Annotated in this window: 17 protein-coding genes; 3 read left to right on the top strand and 14 right to left on the bottom strand. The window is 57.8% G+C overall.

Annotation, left to right across the window (positions count from 1 at the left end; translation table 11 throughout):
• Positions 1–2: 2 nt before the first annotated feature.
• The 7 genes from EV586_RS11900 to EV586_RS11870 all read right to left on the bottom strand — a co-directional run bounded on the left by EV586_RS11900 (position 3) and on the right by EV586_RS11870 (position 8,463).
• Positions 3–2,228, bottom strand: a complete 2,226-nt coding sequence (locus EV586_RS11900) for a RelA/SpoT family protein (protein WP_279388293.1) — start codon at positions 2,226–2,228, stop codon at positions 3–5.
• A 34-nt stretch (positions 2,229–2,262) separates the two neighbouring features.
• The gene (locus EV586_RS11895; protein ID WP_132945340.1) at positions 2,263–2,775 is read right to left on the bottom strand and encodes an adenine phosphoribosyltransferase; all 513 of its coding nucleotides are present in this window, start codon (positions 2,773–2,775) and stop codon (positions 2,263–2,265) included.
• Positions 2,776–2,788: 13 nt separating this feature from the next.
• Positions 2,789–5,170: a single-stranded-DNA-specific exonuclease RecJ gene (gene recJ / locus EV586_RS11890; RefSeq protein ID WP_132945339.1), complete on the bottom strand. Its 2,382-nt coding sequence runs from the start codon at positions 5,168–5,170 to the stop codon at positions 2,789–2,791.
• A gap of 97 nt (positions 5,171–5,267) precedes the next feature.
• On the bottom strand, positions 5,268–6,143 hold the full coding sequence (gene secF, locus EV586_RS11885; protein WP_243653026.1) for a protein translocase subunit SecF: 876 nt from the start codon (positions 6,141–6,143) through the stop codon (positions 5,268–5,270).
• Positions 6,140–7,384: a protein translocase subunit SecD gene (secD, locus tag EV586_RS11880; RefSeq protein ID WP_132945337.1), complete on the bottom strand. Its 1,245-nt coding sequence runs from the start codon at positions 7,382–7,384 to the stop codon at positions 6,140–6,142. The genes secF and secD overlap by 4 nt, the downstream gene beginning before the upstream one ends.
• Before the next feature lie 96 nt (positions 7,385–7,480).
• Positions 7,481–8,164, bottom strand: a complete 684-nt coding sequence (locus EV586_RS11875; protein ID WP_132945336.1) for an HD domain-containing protein — start codon at positions 8,162–8,164, stop codon at positions 7,481–7,483.
• A gap of 62 nt (positions 8,165–8,226) precedes the next feature.
• A complete protein-coding gene (locus EV586_RS11870) occupies positions 8,227–8,463 on the bottom strand; it encodes a post-transcriptional regulator (RefSeq protein WP_132945664.1) in 237 nt (78 codons plus the stop codon).
• A gap of 176 nt (positions 8,464–8,639) precedes the next feature.
• Between EV586_RS11870 and spoVB the strand changes: the two genes are divergently transcribed.
• Entirely contained in the window at positions 8,640–10,223 is a 1,584-nt protein-coding gene (spoVB, locus tag EV586_RS11865) for a stage V sporulation protein B (protein ID WP_165898556.1), read from the top strand.
• Between the two features lie 34 nt (positions 10,224–10,257).
• Here the strand turns inward: spoVB and EV586_RS11860 are convergent, their stop codons facing one another.
• Both EV586_RS11860 and EV586_RS11855 read right to left on the bottom strand, forming a co-directional pair.
• A complete protein-coding gene (locus EV586_RS11860) occupies positions 10,258–10,944 on the bottom strand; it encodes a DUF421 domain-containing protein (RefSeq protein ID WP_243653025.1) in 687 nt (228 codons plus the stop codon).
• Between the two features lie 81 nt (positions 10,945–11,025).
• Positions 11,026–13,191, bottom strand: a complete 2,166-nt coding sequence (locus EV586_RS11855) for a sensor domain-containing diguanylate cyclase (protein ID WP_165898555.1) — start codon at positions 13,189–13,191, stop codon at positions 11,026–11,028.
• Positions 13,192–13,481: 290 nt separating this feature from the next.
• Between EV586_RS11855 and EV586_RS11850 the strand changes: the two genes are divergently transcribed.
• Complete coding sequence (locus EV586_RS11850) at positions 13,482–13,880, top strand: TIGR04086 family membrane protein (RefSeq protein WP_165898554.1); 399 nt, start codon at positions 13,482–13,484, stop codon at positions 13,878–13,880.
• Between the two features lie 65 nt (positions 13,881–13,945).
• On the opposite strand, the gene yajC is transcribed toward EV586_RS11850, so the two are convergent.
• The 4 genes from yajC to EV586_RS11830 are packed head-to-tail and all read right to left on the bottom strand — an operon-like array spanning position 13,946 to position 18,530.
• Positions 13,946–14,206, bottom strand: coding sequence for a preprotein translocase subunit YajC (gene yajC, locus EV586_RS11845; protein WP_132945332.1), 261 nt, complete (start codon positions 14,204–14,206; stop codon positions 13,946–13,948).
• Positions 14,207–14,235: 29 nt separating this feature from the next.
• Positions 14,236–15,357 (bottom strand): tRNA guanosine(34) transglycosylase Tgt, encoded by a 1,122-nt coding sequence (gene tgt, locus EV586_RS11840; RefSeq protein WP_132945331.1) that lies wholly within the window; start codon positions 15,355–15,357, stop codon positions 14,236–14,238.
• 16 nt (positions 15,358–15,373) lie between these two features.
• Positions 15,374–16,396: a tRNA preQ1(34) S-adenosylmethionine ribosyltransferase-isomerase QueA gene (gene queA / locus EV586_RS11835; protein WP_132945330.1), complete on the bottom strand. Its 1,023-nt coding sequence runs from the start codon at positions 16,394–16,396 to the stop codon at positions 15,374–15,376.
• 46 nt (positions 16,397–16,442) lie between these two features.
• On the bottom strand, positions 16,443–18,530 hold the full coding sequence (locus tag EV586_RS11830) for a SpoIID/LytB domain-containing protein (protein ID WP_132945329.1): 2,088 nt from the start codon (positions 18,528–18,530) through the stop codon (positions 16,443–16,445).
• A gap of 228 nt (positions 18,531–18,758) precedes the next feature.
• Here EV586_RS11830 and EV586_RS11825 point away from each other — a divergent pair, with 228 nt between their 5' ends.
• Positions 18,759–19,844, top strand: a complete 1,086-nt coding sequence (locus tag EV586_RS11825; protein ID WP_132945328.1) for an HD-GYP domain-containing protein — start codon at positions 18,759–18,761, stop codon at positions 19,842–19,844.
• A gap of 88 nt (positions 19,845–19,932) precedes the next feature.
• Here the strand turns inward: EV586_RS11825 and EV586_RS11820 are convergent, their stop codons facing one another.
• A complete protein-coding gene (locus EV586_RS11820; protein WP_132945327.1) occupies positions 19,933–21,171 on the bottom strand; it encodes an anti-sigma factor domain-containing protein in 1,239 nt (412 codons plus the stop codon).
• Between the last annotated feature and the right edge of the window lie 10 nt (positions 21,172–21,181).

Here is a 21,181-nt window from a genome sequence, read left to right as displayed (position 1 = left end):
TGCTACTGCATGATCCGGCGCACGGTGTAGATGTCTTTGATCCGCTTGATCCGCTCGACGACCGTATGCAGGTGGTCGACGTTGCGGATGTTGATCGTCAGCGAGATCGTCGCCATCTTGCGCTTGTCGGCACGGCCGGAGACGGCGGTGATGTCGGTCTTCGATTCGGCGACGGCCATCATCACTTCGTTGATCAGGCCGCGGCGGTCGAGCGCCGTGATCTCGATCTCCACGCTGTAGGAGACGGTCGGTGCGCTTTCCCACTCCACCTCGATCAGGCGGTTGTCTTCATTTTCCTCCACTGCATGCAAATTCGGACAGTTTGTGCGGTGCACGGAGACCCCGCGCCCTTTGGTCACAAACCCCTGAATCTCGTCGCCCGGCACCGGGTTGCAGCAGCGGGAGAAGCGGATCAGCATGTTGTCGATGCCTTTGACTTGCACGCCGAGGTTGCTCTTCTTTTTCTTCTTCGGCTCCTGTTTGACTTCCGGGATCTTCGCGACTTCCGCCGGCGGCGTTTCGCGCTTGATCTTCTCAACGATGCGGGTGATCACCTGATGCGCCGAGAACCCGCCGTAGCCGACAGCGGCCAGCATGTCGTCAACTTTCGGGAAGTTGAACTTGTTCGCCACTTCTTCGAGGTTCTTGTCGGTCATCCACTCGAGGTTGATGTTATGCTTCTTCGCCTCTTTTTCGACGTTTTCACGCCCTTTGGCGACGTTCTCCTCGCGCTTCTCCTTCTTGAACCACTGGCGGATCTTCGACTTGGCCTGCGAGGACTTGACGACTTTGATCCAGTCGAAGCTCGGCCCGTAGGAGTGCTTGCTGGTCAGCACCTCGACGATGTCGCCCGTCTTCAGCTTGTAGTCGAGCGGCACGATCTTGCCGTTGATCTTCGCGCCGATCGTGCGGTTGCCGATGTCGGTGTGAATGCGGTAGGCAAAATCGATCGGCACCGAGCCTGCAGGCAGCTGAATGACGTCGCCTTTCGGGGTGAAGACAAACACTTCGTCGGCGAACAGGTCGAACTTCAGCGTCTCCATAAACTCCTGCGCGTCTTTGAAATCCTGCTGCCACTCCAGGATCTCGCGGAACCAGGCCAGCTTTTGCTGGAACGAAGCGTCTTTCGCCTGGGCGATGTTGCCCTGCCCGCCACCTTCCTTGTCTTTCTCCTTGGCGGAGGGGCCTTGCGCGTTCGCCTGCTCTTTGTACAGCCAGTGCGCCGCGATGCCGTATTCGGCGGTGCGGTGCATCTCCCACGTGCGGATCTGGATCTCCAGCGGTTCGCCGCGCGGGCCGATGACGGTGGTGTGCAGAGACTGGTACATGTTCGCTTTCGGCATGGCGATAAAGTCTTTGAAACGGCCCGGCATCGGCTTCCACATCGTGTGCACGATGCCTAGAATCGCATAGCAGTCTTTGATCGAATCGACGATGATCCGCACTGCCAGCAGGTCGTAGATCTCATTAAATTGTTTGTTAAAGTTGACCATTTTGCGGTAGATCGAATACAGGTGCTTGGCGCGCCCGGAGATCTCCGCTTTCAGTTCGAGCTCGCCAAACTTTTCTCTGAGGCCGTCGATGACTTCCTGCACGTATTCTTCGCGCTCTTTGCGCTTTTTCGCCATCAGGTTGACGATGCGGTAGTACTGCTGCGGGTTCATGTAGCGCAGTGCAATGTCTTCGAGCTCCCACTTCATCGTGGAGATCCCGAGACGGTGTGCGAGCGGCGCATAGATCTCCAACGTCTCCGTCGCCGTCTTGACTTGCTTCTCGACCGGCTGGTGCTTCAGCGTGCGCATGTTATGCAGCCGGTCGGCCAGCTTGATCAGGATGACGCGGATGTCCTTGGCCATCGCCATGAACATCTTGCGCAGGTTCTCCGCCTGCGCCTCTTCTTTGGAGTTGAACTTGATGCGCTCCAGCTTGGTGACGCCGTCGACCAGCGTCGCCACTTCCGGGCCGAATTGCCCGACGAGCGTCTCCTCGGTGACGTGCGTGTCTTCCACCACGTCATGCAGCAGGGCTGCCGAGAGCGTCACCGCATCCAGTTCGAGATCGGCCAAGATCTCGGCAACAGCAACCGGATGCATGATGTACGGTTCGCCCGAGGAACGGGTCTGACCCCGGTGAGCTTCTTCGGACATATCAAAGGCGCGGCGAACCATCGCCACATCTGCTGGAGATAGATATTTGCTGATCTTCTCGATCAAGCGCCCGATGCCCACCAGATCAACCACCCCCGTTGCTACTTTGTCCGGACTAGTACTGGACGAGTGAGAAGACGTCATACCCGTTCAGCTTCTCCCGTCCGTTGAGATACGACAGCTCAACCAGGAAACACACGCCGACCACTTGCGCGCCGAGGCTTTCCACCAGTTTGATTGTCGCTCCGATCGTCCCTCCTGTCGCGAGAAGGTCGTCGGCGATGATCACGCGCTGACCCGGCTGCACTGCGTCTTTGTGGATTTCCAGCGAGTCTTTGCCATACTCCAGCGAGTAGTCGGCCGAGATGGTCTCATGCGGCAGTTTGCCCGGCTTGCGGATCGGCACGAAGCCTTTGGACAGCGCGTACGCCATCGGTGCTGCCAGCACGAAGCCGCGGGATTCCGGGCCTGCGATGATGTCGGCGTTGCGCTCCGCTGCAAATTTCGAAAACTCGTCGATCGCCGCGCGGAACGCTTCGCCGTCTTTGAGCAGGGTGGTGATATCTTTAAACCGGATCCCCGGGGACGGGAAATCGGAAATCACGCGAATTTTATCTTTGTAGTTCATGTAGTTTGTCCTCCTACGCTCGCACGGCCAAACGCTCGGCGAGCCAATGTCTCATAGTGTCGGAAGAAGCGGAAAGCAGCAGATCGCCGACTTGTTTCAGCGCCTGCACCCGCTTCTCTTGCTCCTGATAGTGCTGCGATTCGGTTAAGGCGCGCTTCGGAGCGTCCATTATCACATAATACGTGTCATCCTCGCGATTCGCAAACCCTAATTCGGTAAATACGTGCAGAATGTGTGTCAGGCTGACCGGATTTAATGGCCCCTGCATCACCGACAACAGCCCGTCGACCGTTCCCTGTCCCTGTTGGCGCAGCACGCGGAAGACGTACGCAAACGCTTCACGCTCCGGCAGCCCGTCGAACAGGGACTGACGCAGCCAGTCGCGGTCGGCGTCCCCTTGGATCAAATGGATCCGCTGCGAGGGGATCAGAACCTGCAAGGACTGGGCGAACGTTTCGATGTGCGCGGGCAAGTCGTAATAGACGACGTTGTCGGTTGGCTCGTCTTCGCCTGCGATGTGGCGCCAGTCGCCCGAAGGTTCCACATGGTAGAGGCGATACTTGCCTTCATTCCAAGGATACCCAAACAGGCGTTTTTCGATCTCTTCCACGTTGCGTTTTTGGAAGCAGAGCACCGTCAATTCTTCCTTGCGCACTTCGAGCCAGGCGAACTTGTCCCGGCAGCCGCGGGCATCGAACGACTGCAAGGGGCTTGGCTTCCAGTCGCCGAGCACCATCTGCAGGCTCTGCCGGCCGCGCCACTCGTTGACGGCAAGCTCACCGGCCAGATCGATCGCGGCCAGCGCGTCGAGCAGATGCTGCTCGTCGCTGCGGCGGAAGGCGATGCAGTCGAGCTGACGTCCGTTTTGCCGCACGCGCAGTTGCAGGTGCGCTGCGTCTTTGCCGACCACCCGCGTGCTTTCCAGCGCCAGCCCCCGCACGGCGAAGCGCGGCGACGGGTTGCCGAAGCCAAACGGCGCCAACGCTTGGATCTGCTCGACGAGGCGCAGGTCGACGTCGCGCAGATCGACTTCCATGTCGATGTCGAGCGCCGGCGTCATGTCGTCTTCGGTCAGCACTTCCTGCGCGATCTCGTTCAGGCGGGCGCGCAGTTCGTCGAGCTTCTCTTCTGGCAGGGACAAGCCCGCCGCCATCTTGTGACCGCCGTAGTGGTCGAGCAGGTCGGCACAGCGGGTCAGCGCCGCGTAGAGGTCAAATCCGGCGATGCTGCGGGCGGACGCTTTGCACTTCTCATCGCTGACCGAGAAGATGAGCGTCGGACGGTGGTAGCGCTCGACGATGCGCGAGGCGACGATGCCGATCACGCCTTCGTTCCAGCCCCGGTTGGCGACGACCAGCACGCGGCCGTCCAGCCAGTGCGGATTGGCTTCGATCAGCTCGACCGCCTCTTCAAAGATCGTCTCGCACAGCGCTTGGCGCTCTTGGTTGCGCTCCTCCAGAAACTGCGCCAGCTCGCCCGCCTTGACCGGATCTTCCGTCGTCAACAGCTCGACGGCGTATGTTGCCGAATCGAGCCGTCCGCTGGCATTGATGCGCGGGCCGAAGGAAAAGCCGATGTGCCCGGCGGTGACCTTCTTGTCGGTCAGCCCGGTCGCTTCGATCAGCGCTTTGATGCCCATGCGCGGCGACTCGTTCATTTTCTCCAGACCGAACAAAGTGATCAGGCGGTTCTCATCCTGCAGCGGTGCCAAGTCGGCCACCGTGCCCAAGGCCGCCAGATCCAAAAACTCATCGGGCAAACGCCCGTACAGCGCCTGCACCAGCTTGAACACGACGCCGACACCTGCCAGCATCGAATCCGGATAGGTGCAGCCCGGCTGCTTCGGGTTCAAGATCGCATACGCGTCCGGCAGCACTTCAGGCGGCGTATGGTGGTCGGTGACGATCAGGTCCAGCCCAAGCTGATTGGCCAGCGCCACCTGCTCGACCGCCGAGATTCCGTTGTCGACGGTGATCACCAGCCGATAGCCTTTTTCCTTCGCCTGCTCGATCGCCGGACCGTTCAGCCCGTACCCTTCCGAAAAGCGGTCGGGGATATAGTAATCGACTTGAGCGCCAAGCGACCGCAAGGCGAGATACAAGACGGAAGTGGCCGTCGCGCCGTCCGCGTCATAGTCGCCGTAGACCATCACCGGCTCCTGTTCATCGATCGCCCGGCGAATCCGCTCCACCGTCTTGTCCATATCTTTCATCAAATAAGGATCGTAAAAGCCGCTGAGACCCGGGTACAAAAAACGCTGTGCAGTCTCTGTCGACCGAATGCCGCGGCGCCACAGAAGTCTCGCCAGAATCGGGGGCACGCCAAGCGCCTCCGCCAAATTCTGCACCTCTGTATCTGCCGCCTCCGACACGACCCAGCGTTTCGTCTGTTGCATATTGAAAATCCTCTCTATATGACGATATACATAATTTTTATTATAGCAAGAAAGCCGCCGGGTTCTCCACCCTGCGGCTTTCTTTTTCTGCAGAAAACTACGCTTTTTTCAGTTCGCGGCTCTTCCAGGCCACCCACAGCTGGGAAGCGATAAAGATGGAGGAGTACGCGCCGGTCACGAGACCGATCAGCAGGGCCAGCGAGAAGTGCTTGATCGCAGCGCCGCCGAGCAGGTACAGCATGCCGGCCGAGAAGATTACCGTGAGGACGGTGTTGATCGAGCGCGCCATCGTCTGCCAGATCGAATCGTTGACGAGGTGCTCGAGATCGGAGACCGTCTTGACCTTGTAATGCTTCAAGTTCTCGCGGATGCGGTCGAAGATGACGATCGTATCGTGGATCGAATAACCGACGATCGTCAGGATCGCTGCGATGAACGTGATGTCGATCTCAAAGCGGAACAGCGCGAAGAGCGAGACGACGACCAGCACGACCTGCAGCACGGAGACGACGCCTGCGATCGCAAAGCGGTATTCGAAGCGGACCGCCATGTACAGGATGATCCCAAGCGAAGCGTACAGAATCGCGTAGATCGCTTTCTGCGCCAGCTCGCGCGCCACGACCGGGTCGATCGAGGAGATCTGCGGGCTGGCGTCCTTGTAGGTCTTGTTCAGGTATTCGTTGATCAAGTTCTCTTCTTCCGGCGAGATCTTCTTCGCGATGCGTACGACCGCACCGTAGTTCTCGATCTCTTGAACACCGGAGACCTCAATCGTCTCCAAGTTCGCTTCGAACTGCTCGGCGATCTCTTTTTCGGTAAATGCTTGTCCAACGTTAAACTGCACGCGGGAGCCCGCTTCGAAGTCGGTGCCGAGGTTCAGACCCATCAGCAGCATGATCAGGACCCCGGCGAGCGAGATCAGGATGGAGAAGCCGAAGTACCATTTGCGGTTCTTTACGATATCAAATTTCACTTCGCAGCCCCTCCCTTCGCTTCTCTCGGCGCACCGTACCACCATTTGTTCTTAATGATGTTGGAGCGGACGAGCAATTGCATCAGCAGGCGGGAGATCAGCACAGCGGTGATGAACGTCGCCAGGACGGAAATGATGTGCGCCACAGCAAAGCTCTTGATCTGGCCGGTGCCGAACCAGTACATCAGGATACCGGCGATGATCGAAGTGATGTTGGCGTCGATGATCGTCGGCATCGAGCGCTTCTGCCCCATGATAACAGCAGAGAGCGTGGATTTGCCGTTGCGGAATTCGTCTTTCATCCGCTCTGTTGCGATGATGTTGACGTCGACCGCCATCCCGATACCAAGCACCAGCGCCGCCAGACCCGGCAGGGTCAGCGTGATGCCCATGAATTTGACCGTCGCGAACAGCAGATATGCGTACATGACCAAGGCGATCATCGCGATCAGACCCGGGAGACGGTACCAGCCCACCATGAACACAAAAATCAGGATGAACGCAATGCCGCCGGCCATCAGCGTCGTGCCGAGAGAGCCTTCGCCGAGGGACGGCGATACGCCGAACGAGGAGATCTCTTTCAGCGGGAACGGCAGGGAGCCTGCGTTGAGCAGGTTCGCCAGTTCGATCGCTTCTTTGGCGTCCTTCTGACCGTTGATGACCGCCTTGCCGTCATAGATGACGACTTGGATAGTCGGAGCGGTGATAATCTTGCCGTCCAGCTCGATTGCGACTGGTTGGCCAAGGTAGGTTTCTGTGATTTTTTTGAACTTGTCCGGATTTTTAAACTCGACCGCCACCTGCGGAGCGCCGGTGTTCTGGTCGGAAACATACTTCGCATTCGGCTTCAAGTCGCTGCCGTTTGCCAGCTCGGTGGTGCCGTCGGGAGCCAGGAAGCGGAGCTGAGCGGTCTGCACAAGCAGCTTTTTTGCTTCATTCTGGTCGAACACGCCCGCGAGTTGAACGCGGATGCGGTTCGCCCCTTCTTTTTGAATGTTCGGCTCGGATACGCCTTCTTTGTCGATGCGGCGCTCGATCGCTTTGATCGTCGAGATGACGCCTTCATCCGTTACTTTTTCCCCACTTGGTGAATCCTGCACTTCATACAGAACGTCAAAGCCGCCTTGCAGATCGAGTCCGAGCGTGATGCCATTCCAGATTCCCTTATAAGTCGGAACCGCGAGGGCAAAAAACAGGACCACGATCAAAAGGAAGCCAACGAAACGACTCCACTTGATCATGACAATCCTCCTAAATAGTCGTTGAATTAGCTCATCTTAGTATATCTCCTAAGCGATTAATAGGTCAATGAAGAAAGGATCCAATCAAAAAGGGGCCTACAGAATGTCGGCCCCGTTAATGTTTAAGCGAAAGCGGGCATCCAGCATCTTCGCCGCCCGCTGGCACATCAGCATTCGTTCCATAAAAATTTCAAAATACTCCATCACAGATGAGATGCTGTTGTCGATCTCAATCTTCAGCGTCACTTCGCGCGGCTCGGCGCTGACGTGGAGAAACGAGGATGTCGCCGCGTAGTTGACCCGGTCGTGAATGTCGAACTGGGACACGTCGCGCCGTCTGACCCGCGTGCGGTGCACGTCCGACTTATCGGCGAGGATCAGCGCCGCCGCCACCGTGTTCACCGCTTCGCCGTACTGCTCCTCGTGATTGCCAACCGCGCCGACGATACAGGCGATCTCGTCATACGGCATCCCGATGCCTTCCAAGATATGAAAGCACATGATCGCACCGGCCTTGCCGTGGTCGTGGCGGCCCGTGATGTTGCCGATATCGTGGATGTAGCCGGCGATCGCCGCCAGTTCCCGTTCGCGCTCCGAGTAGCCGAGGTGCTCCATCACATGCTCGGCGATCTTCGACACCAAGGTCACATGGCGAAATCCGTGTTCGGTGAAGCCCATCGCTTTCAGAAATTTGTCGGCCGATACGATATATTGCTGAATCTGCGGCAGCTGTTTGACTTCGGCCAGCGTAATTCTCCGCTCGTTCTTCGTTTCCTGCATCCGTTTCGAACCCTCCCATCGCGCTTGAAGTACCTGATTATTGTGCGCGGTGGGAGGATTTTCTATGCTTGGTCGCCTTTTAAGGTGCGCACCATCAGCCAGTTCATGAACGTGTGCGCTTTGAGCGACAAGACGTCGTTGACCAGCTGATGCAAGGGAGGAAGGCCGCGCTTGTACTTGCCGGACACACACTCCCAGACATCCTCGCCGGTCACCTGTTCGTAGCCGTGCAGGTTCAACTCTTCCGCTTTGCTGATACAAAGCTTGCGCACAACCTCATTCAATTCCGCTTCCTCCATGATAGGCGCTGTGTGCTCGGTCTGCTCTTCCATCATCTGTGCGCCCTCCTCCCTCTTGATCTGTGCGTGAACAATTCGTGACCGGGTCCCGCAAATCCTCTTTTTGGACTACTCCCTGCATGTCCGGCATAGAAGTGAAGAAGAAGACAACCTGTACGGAGAAGGAGAGGGACCCCTTGAGCAAACAATCCTTTTTAAAAGGAGCTGTCATCCTCGTCGCTGCCAGTCTCGTGACCCGCGTCCTCGGCTTTGTCTACAAGATCTTCCTCTCCCGGTTGATCGGAGCCGAGGGCATCGGTTTGTTTTATACTGTGTTCCCGATCTTGATGTTCCTGATCACGCTGACGACGGCCGGTCTGCCGATCGCGATCTCCAAGCTGGTCGCCGAAGCGCTGGTCGAGGAAGATACGCGGCGCGTCAAGCGGATCGTCACCGTATCAATGAAGGCGGTGATCACGCTGTCGGTCATCTTCACCGCCTTGATGCTCGTCTTGGCGCCTTGGATCACCACCAACGTCCTGACCGACCCCCGCGCCTACTACACGCTGCTCGCCATGGCGCCGATCATCGTGATCATCGCCATCTCCTCGATCCTGCGGGGCTACTTCCAAGGCCTGCAGAACATGACGCCCAACGCGGTCGGCTCGATTCTCGAGCAGATCGCCCGCATCGGCGCGGTGCTGGTCTTCGCCACCTATCTGCTCCCGTACGGCCTCGAATATGCAGCCGCCGGGGCGATGATCGGCATGGTGATCGGAGAACTGGTCGGCCTGCTCTATCTGGTCTATGTCTACTACTCCCGCTATTCGCTGCGCAAGATGCCGCACGTCCCCTCGAACAAGCCGCTGGAACCGTTTCGCAAGATGCTCTCCTCAGTGCTGGAGATCGCGATGCCGGTCACGTTGTCACGCATCGTCGGTTCGATCGCCTATACGCTGGAGCCGATCCTCGTCACTCGCTGTCTGGTGATGACCGGGCTCTCCGCCGCCGTTGCGACCACGCTGTACGGGCAGTACTCCGGGATGGCGATCTCGCTGCTGGTGCTGCCGACCGTCTTCACCTACTCGCTGCAGACCACGCTCGTCCCCTCGATCTCCGAAGCGGTGGCGGCGGGCGATCAGTTGGTCGTGCAGCGCAGGCTCTATCAGGCCTTTCGCTTGACCGCCTTGATCGGCTTCCCGACCTCGGCGATTCTCACCTTGTATGCGACCGAACTGTCCCACGCGATCTTTAATGACAAAGCAGTGGGGCCGATCCTCGCGATCATGGCGCCCGTCGGCTTCCTGCTCTACCTGCAAGGGCCGCTCTCCGGGATCTTGCAGGGGCTGAACCGGGCCGGGGTGGCGATGCGCAACTCGATCGTCGGCTCGATCCTGAAACTCGGGATCATCTATTACCTCGTCTCCAATCCGGCGTACGGCATCGCAGGCGTCGCCTGGTCGGTCGTCATCTCGGTTGCCGTCGTCACCATCCTGCATTTCTTGTCGGTGACTCGCTTGCTCGGCTTTTACGTCAACCTCGTCGAGACCGTGAAAATTCTCATCTCCACCTCGCTGCTCAGCGTCTGGCTGCTCGAATTCCGCAGCTTCACGCACCTCAGCGACGTCTGGCTGGTCACCTATGGCACGATCTCCGGGTTCGCCCTGTACTTCTTCGTCTTGAACATGATGGGCGTGGTGACGCTGCACACCGTCTCCAGACTGCCCAAAGTCGGCAAGCCGCTCGCCGGGATTTTGCGGCTCGTGCCATTTTTCCGCTAGCGAAAAACCGTCTCAGGAGCTGAGACGGTTTTCTTCAACTGTCCTCGAACGTATCGACGAACAGCGCTCCCTGGTTGTCGATCGAGCAGTAGAACACTCTTCTCAATTCGTGGTACCCGGCTTTCTGCAGCTCGTTTTTCAGCCAGAATCGGGTCTTGCCGATCCGCTCCAGATTCTCATCCATCACATTCCCGTCCACGATCAGCGGCATCGGCAGCCCGGTACGCGGCACCGACAGGCCGATGTCCTCCGGGGTCAACGGCCGTTTTTCCGCTTTCGGGAACACGCTGAGCTTGCCGCTCGTCTCCAGGATGGCAAATTCCACATCGGAGACGGACGCCACATCTTTTTCGCGCAGCTGGGTCATCAGGTCGCTGATCGAGTATCTGGTGCGGCGCATTTCATCATCGCGGATCTTGCCGTTGGCGATCAGCAAGGTCGGCTGCCCCTCGAACAGGTTGCGCATCGTGAGCGATTTTAACGTCAGCCACGACATGCCGATCTGCAGCATGACGAGCGTGCCGATGACCAGCACCCCCTCGCCGATCTTAATCTGATGGTCCATCAGGGACGTCGCTGAGACTTCGGCGATCATGACCGAGATGACGAGGTCGAATATCGAGAGCTTACCGATCTCCCGCTTGCCCATCAGGCGCATCGAGATGAGGGTGACAAAGTAAAACAACGTAATGCGCAAGAGCAGCCCCCAGATCTGTTCCAACCCTGTTCCTCCTTTCGCACATACGTACTCTGTTGCTAGTATGAACAAAAGCATCCCCTCCATACCCGGAGGGGATGCTCTTTATGCTTTCTGCTGTTGCTCCAGCCAGCTGGAGGAAAGCCGCAAAAACATCTCGGCGATGCGCGAGACCAGCTGTTGTCCTTCGGAGACGTCATCGGGGAAGACGATCACATCCGCCCGCGAGACGACGCGCACCAGCACGTTGTCGCCGACTTTGAACTTGTGGCAGGAGATCGCTTTTTGCAGACGTTCCTGAATGCGCAGCGCCTCATCCCGGCTCACCCGCGGCACGAGCAGCATAAATTCATCGCCGCCGTAGCGCGCCGCGATCTCATCGTGGCGCACGTTTTCTTTGATCAAGACTGCCACTTCGCGCAAGACCATGTTGCCGACTTCGAAGCCAAAGGTCCGGTTGATTTTCGTGAACTCGGCGATGTTCAGGAAGATCATGGCGAACGATTCGCCGCTCTCCCGGCTCTGGGTCATCAGCTCTTCGACCAGCTTGATCCGCAAGTAGTGGTAGGTGTACAGGCCGGTCAGCTTGTCGACGAACAGATGGGTGTCAAGATCGGGCGTGTAGATGGCGACCTTGTCCCGACCGCGCTGCTTGGCGCCCCAGTACATCGCCTGGTCCGCTTTTTCCAGCAGTTCTTTCTCGTTCTGATCGTGGTCCGGATAGCTCGCCACACCGACGGAGACGGTCACGCCCTGTACGGTATAGCCTTGGTATTGAAACTTATGAAAATGCAATTCGCTGCGAATGCCTTCGACGATGCCTTCCGCTTCGACCAGCGGCACGTCGAGCAAAAGCGCAAACTCTTCGCCGCCGTAGCGGGCCACCACGCCCTGCTTGCCGACATTCTTCTGGATCACCTGCGCGACTTGGCGCAGCACTTCATCACCGACGACATGGCCGTACGTATCGTTGTATTTCTTGAAATGGTCGATGTCGAGGATCGCGATCGACATCGGCCGAACTTCCGCCTTGGCCAGCTCAAAGCGGCGGGACAGCTCCTGATAGAAATAGCGGTAGTTGTAAAGCCCTGTACCCGGGTCGCGGAGCGACGCCTCCTGCAGCTCCCGGTAGAGCGATGCGTTTTCGATCAGCACGCCGACCTGGGCGGCGAGGACGGTGATCAGCTCGATCTGCTCTTCGGTAAACGCGTAGGTGCGCGCACCGTAACAGGTCAGGACGCCGACCACCTTGTCGCGCGCTTTCAGCGGCACGGCGAGGAACGACTTGAACTCTTCGTATTTCTCGGTGATCCGCTTGTCTTTCAACGTGTTCGGCACCGACTCAACCTGCTTGCTTTTCACAGCGAGCGAAGTGATGCTGCCTGCAGACAGGCAATATCCTTCCTGGGGCATCAGTTCCGGGTGTTGCTTGCCGTCGATCCAGACCGGCTTCACCCGCTCATCTTCGATCACCCACAGGGCGGCCGACACGGACGGGGTCAGTTTGCGCACCGATTCGGTGATCGTGCGCGAGATATTTTGCAGATCGAATTCGCTCTGCAGACGGTGCACCACTTCATGCGCCTTGTGGGTCAATTTGATCTTGCGGTACAGCTTCATGACCTGCCCGAACAGCACGAGCGGGATCATCATCAGGAGCAGCGAAGGCGCATCCCCGTCAAACGCCAGAATAAACACGGCAAAGGGAAGGCAGATCAGGAAGTTCATCGAGTCGGAAACAAAAATTCTCAGGAAATCGCGCGGCGTCACTTCGTCGCGGCGAAGGATAAAAAAGATCTGGACGAGAAGATGGTTCATCAGCATATACGTCAGCGTCATCGGCAGCAAGATCAAGTAATCGAGCGTTTCGCCCAATCCGGTCAGCCGGGTTGCACCGCCGCCGAGCCACAAGAACACGCCATACGCGGCAAACGCGCTGACAGCATGCTGCGCACCGTTAAACAAATGGAGCAGCGTACCTCGGAACCTGCGCTTGATCAGCGGCGCTACGACCACCGCGATGGTGAGGAGCGGAGCGGCCACGTGCGGGCCGAACAACATCATCGTGGCCAGCGTGACCCCATACGTCAGCGACCCGTAGCCGCTCCCAAGCGGAATCTGGATCGACTCCACGAGCAGGTAGAGCAGGAGCAAAAGGATCAATTGCGGACGGAGAAACGAATCATAGTGGTCAAAAGCTGCTGTCAGGAACAAATATGCGGCAAGAGCGAGCACTGCATACTGATACAGTTTCACCGCTGTCAATCTCACATTCAACCACTCCTCCATCACCCGATACAAAAACTGTAGGTAAGATAGTTCACTAAAAGTTCGAAGAATCCTTCTCGTTCTGCTAAAGGAATTTTCACAAGCGTTAAAAAAGCCCCCGCTGGGAGACGGGGGCTTTGCCGAGTGCTGCGAAAGCTGCTGGCTGTACGGCTGTGAAGAATCTTCATCCGATGCTGAGACTCTTGCTGCGACTTCGGTCACTTTCCATCATGTCCGCTGGTACAAGCGAATATACATAGAACGACAAAATGGGACTAGGAGGTGCACGTCTTATGAAAAGCAAACCGCTCGCGGAGTATGCGCCGAATTTTTGGGGCATGCCCGTGCTGTATGGTCTGATCGCATCGTTTATCACCGCATTTGCTTCGATCCTGATCACGACGTTCGTCATGGGCTGGACTTCGGTCGCCGAAGCCAATCTCTCCTCGATCACCTATGTGCTGAACATGGTGTCGGTACTGGTCGGCTCAATGCTTGCCGCACGCCAGGCCGGCAATCGCGGCTGGTATTTCGGCGGCTTGACCGGCCTGTCGTATGCGGTGATCATCACCCTGCTCGGCCTCGTTGTCGTCACCGGTCCGGTGTTCAGCATGAACACGGTGTTCCAGGACCTGCTGATGATGCTCGTTGGCGGATTCGGTGGGATGATCGGCGTCAACCTGCGCAAGTAACTTAGCAGGTAATATGAACAAAGCCCCCTCGAACTGCGAGGAGGCTTTTTATGTATCGGCCGGTATTAGTCTTCCTTGACGATGTGGTTGACCGCAGAGCGCTCAAACGTCATCTTGGTGTCGCCAACGTTCAGGACGACCGTCTTTTCATCGATCGCCGCCACGGTGGCGTGCAGGCCGCCGATGGTGATTACGCGGTCGCCGCTCTTAATTGCGTTGAGCATGCCTGTGCGCTCGCGCTGACGCTTTTGCTGCGGGCGGATGATGAACAGCCAGAACACCACAAAGATCAACAGAATCGGTGCTAATTGTCCCAAGAGTTCCATTTTGTCTTATCCCTCCAATCTATCTATCATTACATATTATAGCCGTAAGACTCATAAAATGCATGCTTGTACTCTAAAAGTCTGTCTTCGTCGATCGCTTTTCGAATATTGTCCATCATCGTGACGAGGAAATGGACGTTGTGAATCGAGGTCAGGCGGATGCCGAACGTCTCGTCGCATTTGATCAGATGGCGAATGTACGCCCGGGAGTAGTTCTTGCAGGTGTAGCAGTCGCAGTTCGGATCGAGCGGGCCGTAATCGCGGGCATAGTTGGCATTGCGCACGACCACTTTGCCGACCGACGTCATGCAGGTGCCGTTTCGGGCGATGCGGGTCGGCAGCACGCAGTCGAACATGTCGATGCCGCGGATGACGCCTTCGAACAGGTCGTCCGGGGAGCCGACGCCCATCAGGTAGCGCGGTTTGTTTTTCGGCATCAGCGGCGTGGTGAACTCCAGCACTTCGTTCATGATCTCTTTCGGCTCGCCGACCGACAAGCCGCCGACCGCATAGCCCGGAAAATCGAGTTCGAGCAGCTCTTCGGCGCTCTGTCTGCGCAGCTCTTTGTCCATCCCGCCCTGGATGATCCCAAACAGAGCCTGCTCATCGGGACGCTTGTGCGCCGCGATGCAGCGTTTCGCCCAACGCGTGGTGCGCTCCAGCGAATCTTTCAGGTATTGGCGGTCGGCCGGGTACGGCGGGCACTCGTCGAACGCCATGATGATGTCGGCTCCGAGGTCGTTTTCGATCTCGATCGCTTTCTCCGGGGACAGGAACAGCTTCTCGCCGCTGAGATGATTGCGGAACTGTACGCCTTCCTCGGTGATCTTGCGCAGGTCGGACAAGGAAAAGACCTGGAAGCCGCCGCTGTCGGTGAGGATCGGGCGGTCCCAGTTCATGAACTTGTGCAGGCCGCCCGCCTCTTTGACGATGTCGTGGCCGGGACGCAGCCACAAGTGGTATGTATTGCTCAAGATGATCTGCGCGCCGATCTGCTTCAGCTCTTCCGGGCTCAAGGTCTTGACGGTCGCCAACGTGCCGACCGGCATGAAGATCGGCGTTTCGATCACGCCGTGCGGGGTGTGCAAGCGCCCGCGGCGCGCACCTGTATGTTTTTCCGTTTTCAAAAGTTCAAAGCGGATTGCTGCCATGCTGACTTGTTCCTCCTCAATAAATGAACATCGCGTCGCCAAACGAGAAGAAGCGGTACTCTTCCCGCACAGCTTCCGCATACGCGCGAAGCACCGCTTCGCGTCCGGCGAGCGCCGATACGAGCATCACCAGCGACGACTTCGGCAGGTGGAAGTTGGTGACCAGCGCGTCGACCACGGTGAATTCGACGCCCGGATAGATAAAAATGTCGGTCCAGCCGCTCGCTTCCCTGATCTCGCCCTTTTGGCCGGCCGTCTCCAGCGTCCGGCAGGCGGTGGTGCCGACGGCGATGACGCGATGGCCCGCCGCTTTCGTCTCGCGGATCAGATCGGCCGTCACCTGCGGCAGGTGGTACCACTCGGCGTGCATCTTGTGCTCATCGAGCGTATCTGCCGACACCGGCCGGAACGTGCCAAGACCGACATGCAAGGTCACAAAACCGATCCGAACGCCTTTTGCAGCGATCTGCTCGAGGAACTCGCTTGTAAAATGCAGGCCTGCCGTCGGAGCGGCTGCCGAGCCGCGGTGTTTGGAGAACACCGTCTGGTAGCGCTCCTGGTCTTCGAGCTGTTCGGTGATGTACGGGGGCAGGGGCATCTGGCCGAGCCGGTCGAGAATCTCGTAGAACATTCCCTCATACGAAAAGCGGACAATTCGTCCGCCTTCTTCTGTCGTATCCAGCACATCTGCTGTGAGCAGACCGTCACCAAACGAGACCTGAGCGCCGACGCGCAGCTTCTTGCCGGGGCGCACCAGCACTTCCCAGACGTTAGGCTCCAGCTCTTTCAACAGCAAAAACTCGACCTTGGCGCCCGTGTCGGATTTTACCCCGTACAGGCGCGCCGGCAGCACCCGCGTGTCGTTGAGAATCAGCGCATCCCCCGGCTGTAAAAATTCGATCAGGTCGGAGAAGCGGTGATGGCCGATCTCCCCCGTCCGCTTGTTCAGCGCCATCAAACGGGATGCGGTGCGCTCAAGCAGCGGATGCTGGGCGATCAGCTTCTCTGGCAAATGAAAATCAAATTCTTCAACACGCATGATGTGGTTCACCTTTCAAATCTATTTCGAACACCTATGTATTCGCTTATTGCTTTTCAGTCAGGGTAACCCCTTGATAATAGTGTTTCAAAATCTTGTCATACGTATACCCGTTGACTGCAGCACCGTGTGCGCCCCACTGCGACATGCCAAGCGCGTGGCCCCAGCCGTTGCCGTGGAAGATGTAGGACTGAGTCTTGGTGACAACGCGGCTTTTGCCACCGGCTCCGAGCAGGACGAACTGGTCGTTCGACCCGTTGATCGACGTCGTCGCCGTCCCTGACGCGGTGACCACGTGCAGCTCTTGGCCTTGCAGCTTGGCGTTCGGGTACTCGCTCTTCACGCCGCTGGCGCTTTGCACCGTATACGTGCCTTGCTGCTCAATCGTGGCCCGCGTACTCCACAGGTCGTTGAACAGGTAGCGGTAATAGTCGGCGTTGGTCACGGTGACCGGCTTGCCGTTGGCGCTGACCTCCAGCATATGATCGCCCTGGCCCCACTTGGTGACGCGCAGATCGTAGACCGGCCCGCTGACGGTCGGATAGCCGCTGGCCTGGTTTTGGTTGATCATGTTCATCATCTCATTGGGCGTGAACGGACCTTTTTGCCAGTTGTAGGTGTTGTATTCGATCTCTTCGTCGAGGATCACGACCCGCGTGCCTTTTGACGCAGTGGTAAGCGTGCTCGCGTAGTAGTTCGGCACCGGGCGCACCGCCTGCGCGTCGGCGTTGACGACGCCGGTGGCGAATCCGGCCGCATTGGTGCCGTCTTTCGTCACGCCGCTCGCCCGCATCCAGCCGATCTGACCGCTCGGCAACTGTACGCGGTAGGTCAGAGGCTCGCGGCGGGTCGATTCGGCGTCCCACGGGCTCGGCACCGCTTTCAGGTAGTCGATGCCCTGGCTGCCCCAGATCTCCGCCACATCGCCCGAGAAGCCGCCGTGGTTGGAGGAATAGAGCGTCTCGACATAGGCGCCGTTTTTCATCAGCACCTGGCCCATCGTCTCGTTGACCGCCTGGTTGGTGTCGGTCGCCTCGCGCGTGAAACCGCGATAAGCCTGATCCCAGACGTCATCGGAGATGTCGGCGACGCCCCAGCGGTTACTGCCCATCTTGCGCACCGCATACGTTCTGGCGGCGACCGCCTGCGCCTTGAGCGCTTCCATCGGCCAGCCGGACGCCATCTCCTGCGGCAGAACGCCGTACAGGTAGTCATCGAGGCCGACGTAGTTGATCACGTGCGGCTTCTCATTGTAGCCTTGGATCAGGATCGCGCCGCGGTATTCGCGCGCCTTCTCCGCCACTTTTGTCACCGCAGGTGTGCCGATCGGCAAGAAAGCAGACTCCTGCTTCGCCGAGTTCTGGATGAAGTGCGGGATCTCCATGCCGGAGTACGCGCTCTTCTTGATCAGCAGATAGTCGGCCGGCGCATAGTCGGCTTTGGCATAGCCGCCGCCGAGCTTCGTGTTTACGCTGTCCAGCTCCGCCTGTGACGCTTCATTGCCGATCCAGACCTCCCAAGTGCCATCCTTGCGCACGAGCGGGTACGCTTCGTGTCCTTTGGCGCGCAGGTCGTTCACCTTGGCTTCAGCGGCGCTTTGGCTGACCTGCTTGCCGGCGGTGAGGCGCAGGTAGCCGCGCACTTTCGCCGCGCCGATCGATGCCAGCTTGGTGCGGGCCGCATCCGCCTGCGTGCGGTACTCATAATACCCGTTGATCACCTGATACTGCTTCTGGCCGGAGACGGTCTCGACCAGAATGTCGTACGACATGCCCATGCCATCGATGCGGTTCGCGGCCGTCTGCGCTTCCCCAAGGGTCGCGTAGCTGCCGACGAGGACATAATAGTTGTCCAATGAAGCCTTCACCGCGCCGGTGGATGAATAGCGCGCCGCAAACTTGCCTCCCGTATAAAAGCCAGCCTGCAGGCCGCTGCGGCCTTGCAGAGTGACGGTGTCGGTCGTCGTGTTAAAAGAGCTCGTTTTCATCATCAGACCCACGCGAATCGGGGTCGAACCGCTCACCGCTTGAGCGGTTTGTATCATCGGCGTCTGAATCAGGGCGCCGGCCATCGTGACCGCGACCAGACAGACGGAGACCTTTTTCCAAGCAGCAGATACTCTTGAGGTGCGCATGATCGTCTCCTTTTCTGAAAAAATAAATCTTGGGATGCATGTAAGGTACTATACTTCTCTATATGGCTCAGTTTTCCTGCCTTCTTCTACAAAACCGGTCACCATTCGTCAAAAGCAGACAGGTACTATGAAAACAGGATTAATTTGTTTTAGAAATGATGGACACTAGGGGTTCTCAACGTCTATAATACTAATGAAAAATCTAAAATTTCAGGGAGACGGTACTGCATGCGATTAGCCCCTGTATCACTGAGTCTGGTTGAGTCGATCCTCGCCAAGCCGGTCCTCGATGAAAAAGGTATGATCCTCGTCGGTGCTGGGGTCAAGCTTTCCGAGCGCATGATCACGCGTTTAAAACAGCTTGGAGTCTCCAGCCTTTATATTGAAGATAAGCGCACTGACGACATTGTGATCGTCGATGCGGTGTCTGACGAGACGCGTCGAAGCGCAGTCAACACCGTCTACAATTCAATGCTGCAAATGATTGACTCGGAACGGGGCGCACGACGCGCTTCCCGCCCGCAGATCGGCCGCGAGATTTCCAAGGTATTCCAAGACATCCTCGCCGATTTGAAAGCCAACCGAACAGGCTTGATCAACCTGGCGAGCATTTTCACGGTAGACGGGTACCTTTATCATCATTCGGTGAACGTCGCCATTCTGGCGACCGCTTTAGGTCTGGCCAAAGGGTATGGCCAGAAGGAGATCACCGAGCTCGGCGTTGGCGCCTTGCTGCATGACATCGGGTGCACCAAGGTTCCGCAAGAAATTTTGAACAAGCCCGGCCGCTATTCGGATCTCGAGTTTGAGTTGATGAAGAAACATGCGGAATGGGGATATGAGATGCTGCGCGAGCAAGACGGCATCTCGCTTCTGTCGGCCCATGTCGCGTACCAGCACCATGAGCGCAATGACGGCTCGGGGTATCCGCGCGGCTTGAAGGGTGACGAGATCCACGAGTATTCGAAGATCGTCGGCATGTGCGACGTGTATGAAGCGTTGACTTCGAAGCGTTTCCACCGCGAAGCGTTCTTGCCGCATGAAGCGTTGGAGTTCATCTTGGGCGGGAGCACGGCGCTGTTCGATCTGTCGCTGGTGCGCCTGTTCGCGAAAAACGTCGCCGTCTATCCGATCGGCATGACGGTCAAGCTGAACACCGACGAAACGGCAGTCGTCGTCAGCCTCAACCCGGAGTATCCGCAGCGCCCGGTCGTCCGCCTGCTCACCGATGAGACAGGCCGTCGTCTGGACAGCCCGTACGACATCGACCTCACCAAAGAGCTGACCATGATGATCGTCAGCTACAACGAGTAGCACAAAACCCCGAAGCTCACCAGCTCCGGGGTTTTGTTATGCGTTCTATCTGCGTGCAAAGACGTTCCGCACAGGTCGAATCGACATCTCAGTCTTTGCCCTTTTCTTTGTGATTGTCTTTATTGTTGCCGTGGCCGTTGTTCTGCTTGTCGTGGTCTTTGCCTTTTGGCCTGTCGTTCTCCTTGTCATCGGAGGGCTTGTGGTTTTGCGGCGTGACCTTTTTGGTGTTTTGCTCACGATCGGACGGCTTGTCAGACCGGGAAGAGCTGTTGCCGTTGCCGTTGCCGTTGCCGTTGCCGTTGCCGTTGCCGTTGCCCTTCTTGTCATCATTCCCGTTGTTCTGCTTGCCGTCCTCTTTCTTTTGCTGGCCGGGCGGCGTTTTCTTGTCTTGCTCGCGGTTGCCGGAGTTACCCGGCGTCACGCCTTTGTTCTCATGAGGATTCTTTTCCGCCGCCGCTTTTTTCTCGTTGACGCTGCGGTGCCAATCGTCCAGTTGCTGGCCGCCCTTGATTTCATGCAGCAAGTCTGCCAGTTGCTGGCCGCGTTTGTCAACGATTTTCGAAACCGACTGGTTCTTGAACTCGTCAAGCTCCACTTCGATCCCGCTCTGCACAGCAGCCACGTACAAAGCATATTTGCCCGGAGACAAACCCGCGTTCTGCGCCGCTTCCCGCACTTCGCGGGACACGACGATGCCTTCCACCTCAACTTCCGCCCCGGTGTCCTGCGCCAACGTCTCCACTTTGGCGACCAGTTCGCTCTCCACCTGGTGCAAGTCGAGGTCCGCATGTTGTTTGTCATCCGCAACAGCCGGAGATGCAGTGATGATCACTTCCGTCCGCTCGTCGAGGTATCCTTGCGTGCGTGCGATTTCGGCGAGTTTGCCGACCGCCTCTTCGACCGACAGCCCTTTGAGCTTCAGTCCTTTCAGCACCCGTTCACCTTCCTCGTTCAGCGGAACGGCTGTGACCACCTGTTTGTGATTGTCAATCGAAAGTTCGATACTCGGATTGATGTCAACCGTTACGTACGCATACGCAACCGGCTCCGAAAAAAGTGAAGTGCTGGCCCAGACACTAACAGCAAGCAGCACCGAAGCGGCCACCACACCGGTCTTCTTCCAGGTCGTGTTCCAAGATTTCTTGTACCAAGGGAGCGGCGCGGCTTTCCCGGCGCGCACACCTGTCTGCAGCGCCTCTTCCGGCACCTCGATCTCCTGGCCCACAGTCAATCCGTCAGCCCAAGGAACGTGTAAAAATCGGCGGTCTTTGGTCATGACGATGACTTTCCCGTTTGCTGCTTGCATGACAATCCCTTTCTGCTGCATCAACGGCCCC

Source organism: Tumebacillus sp. BK434 (assembly GCF_004340785.1).
Taxonomy (GTDB): domain Bacteria; phylum Bacillota; class Bacilli; order Tumebacillales; family Tumebacillaceae; genus Tumebacillus_A.
The sequence above is the reverse complement of the archived record's forward strand: the minus strand, read 5'-3'. Positions and strand labels throughout refer to the sequence as shown.

Coding starts and splice junctions, on each gene's coding strand:
- EV586_RS11870 (WP_132945664.1), bottom strand. CDS start 8,463: ATGGAGGAAGCGGAATTGAATGAGGTTGTGCGCAAGCTTTGTATCAGC.
- EV586_RS11850 (WP_165898554.1), top strand. CDS start 13,482: ATGAAAAGCAAACCGCTCGCGGAGTATGCGCCGAATTTTTGGGGCATG.
- secD (WP_132945337.1), bottom strand. CDS start 7,384: ATGATCAAGTGGAGTCGTTTCGTTGGCTTCCTTTTGATCGTGGTCCTG.
- EV586_RS11825 (WP_132945328.1), top strand. CDS start 18,759: ATGCGATTAGCCCCTGTATCACTGAGTCTGGTTGAGTCGATCCTCGCC.
- queA (WP_132945330.1), bottom strand. CDS start 16,396: ATGCGTGTTGAAGAATTTGATTTTCATTTGCCAGAGAAGCTGATCGCC.
- EV586_RS11820 (WP_132945327.1), bottom strand. CDS start 21,171: ATGCAGCAGAAAGGGATTGTCATGCAAGCAGCAAACGGGAAAGTCATC.
- yajC (WP_132945332.1), bottom strand. CDS start 14,206: ATGGAACTCTTGGGACAATTAGCACCGATTCTGTTGATCTTTGTGGTG.
- tgt (WP_132945331.1), bottom strand. CDS start 15,357: ATGGCAGCAATCCGCTTTGAACTTTTGAAAACGGAAAAACATACAGGT.
- EV586_RS11895 (WP_132945340.1), bottom strand. CDS start 2,775: ATGAACTACAAAGATAAAATTCGCGTGATTTCCGATTTCCCGTCCCCG.
- EV586_RS11875 (WP_132945336.1), bottom strand. CDS start 8,164: ATGCAGGAAACGAAGAACGAGCGGAGAATTACGCTGGCCGAAGTCAAA.
- recJ (WP_132945339.1), bottom strand. CDS start 5,170: ATGCAACAGACGAAACGCTGGGTCGTGTCGGAGGCGGCAGATACAGAG.
- EV586_RS11830 (WP_132945329.1), bottom strand. CDS start 18,530: ATGCGCACCTCAAGAGTATCTGCTGCTTGGAAAAAGGTCTCCGTCTGT.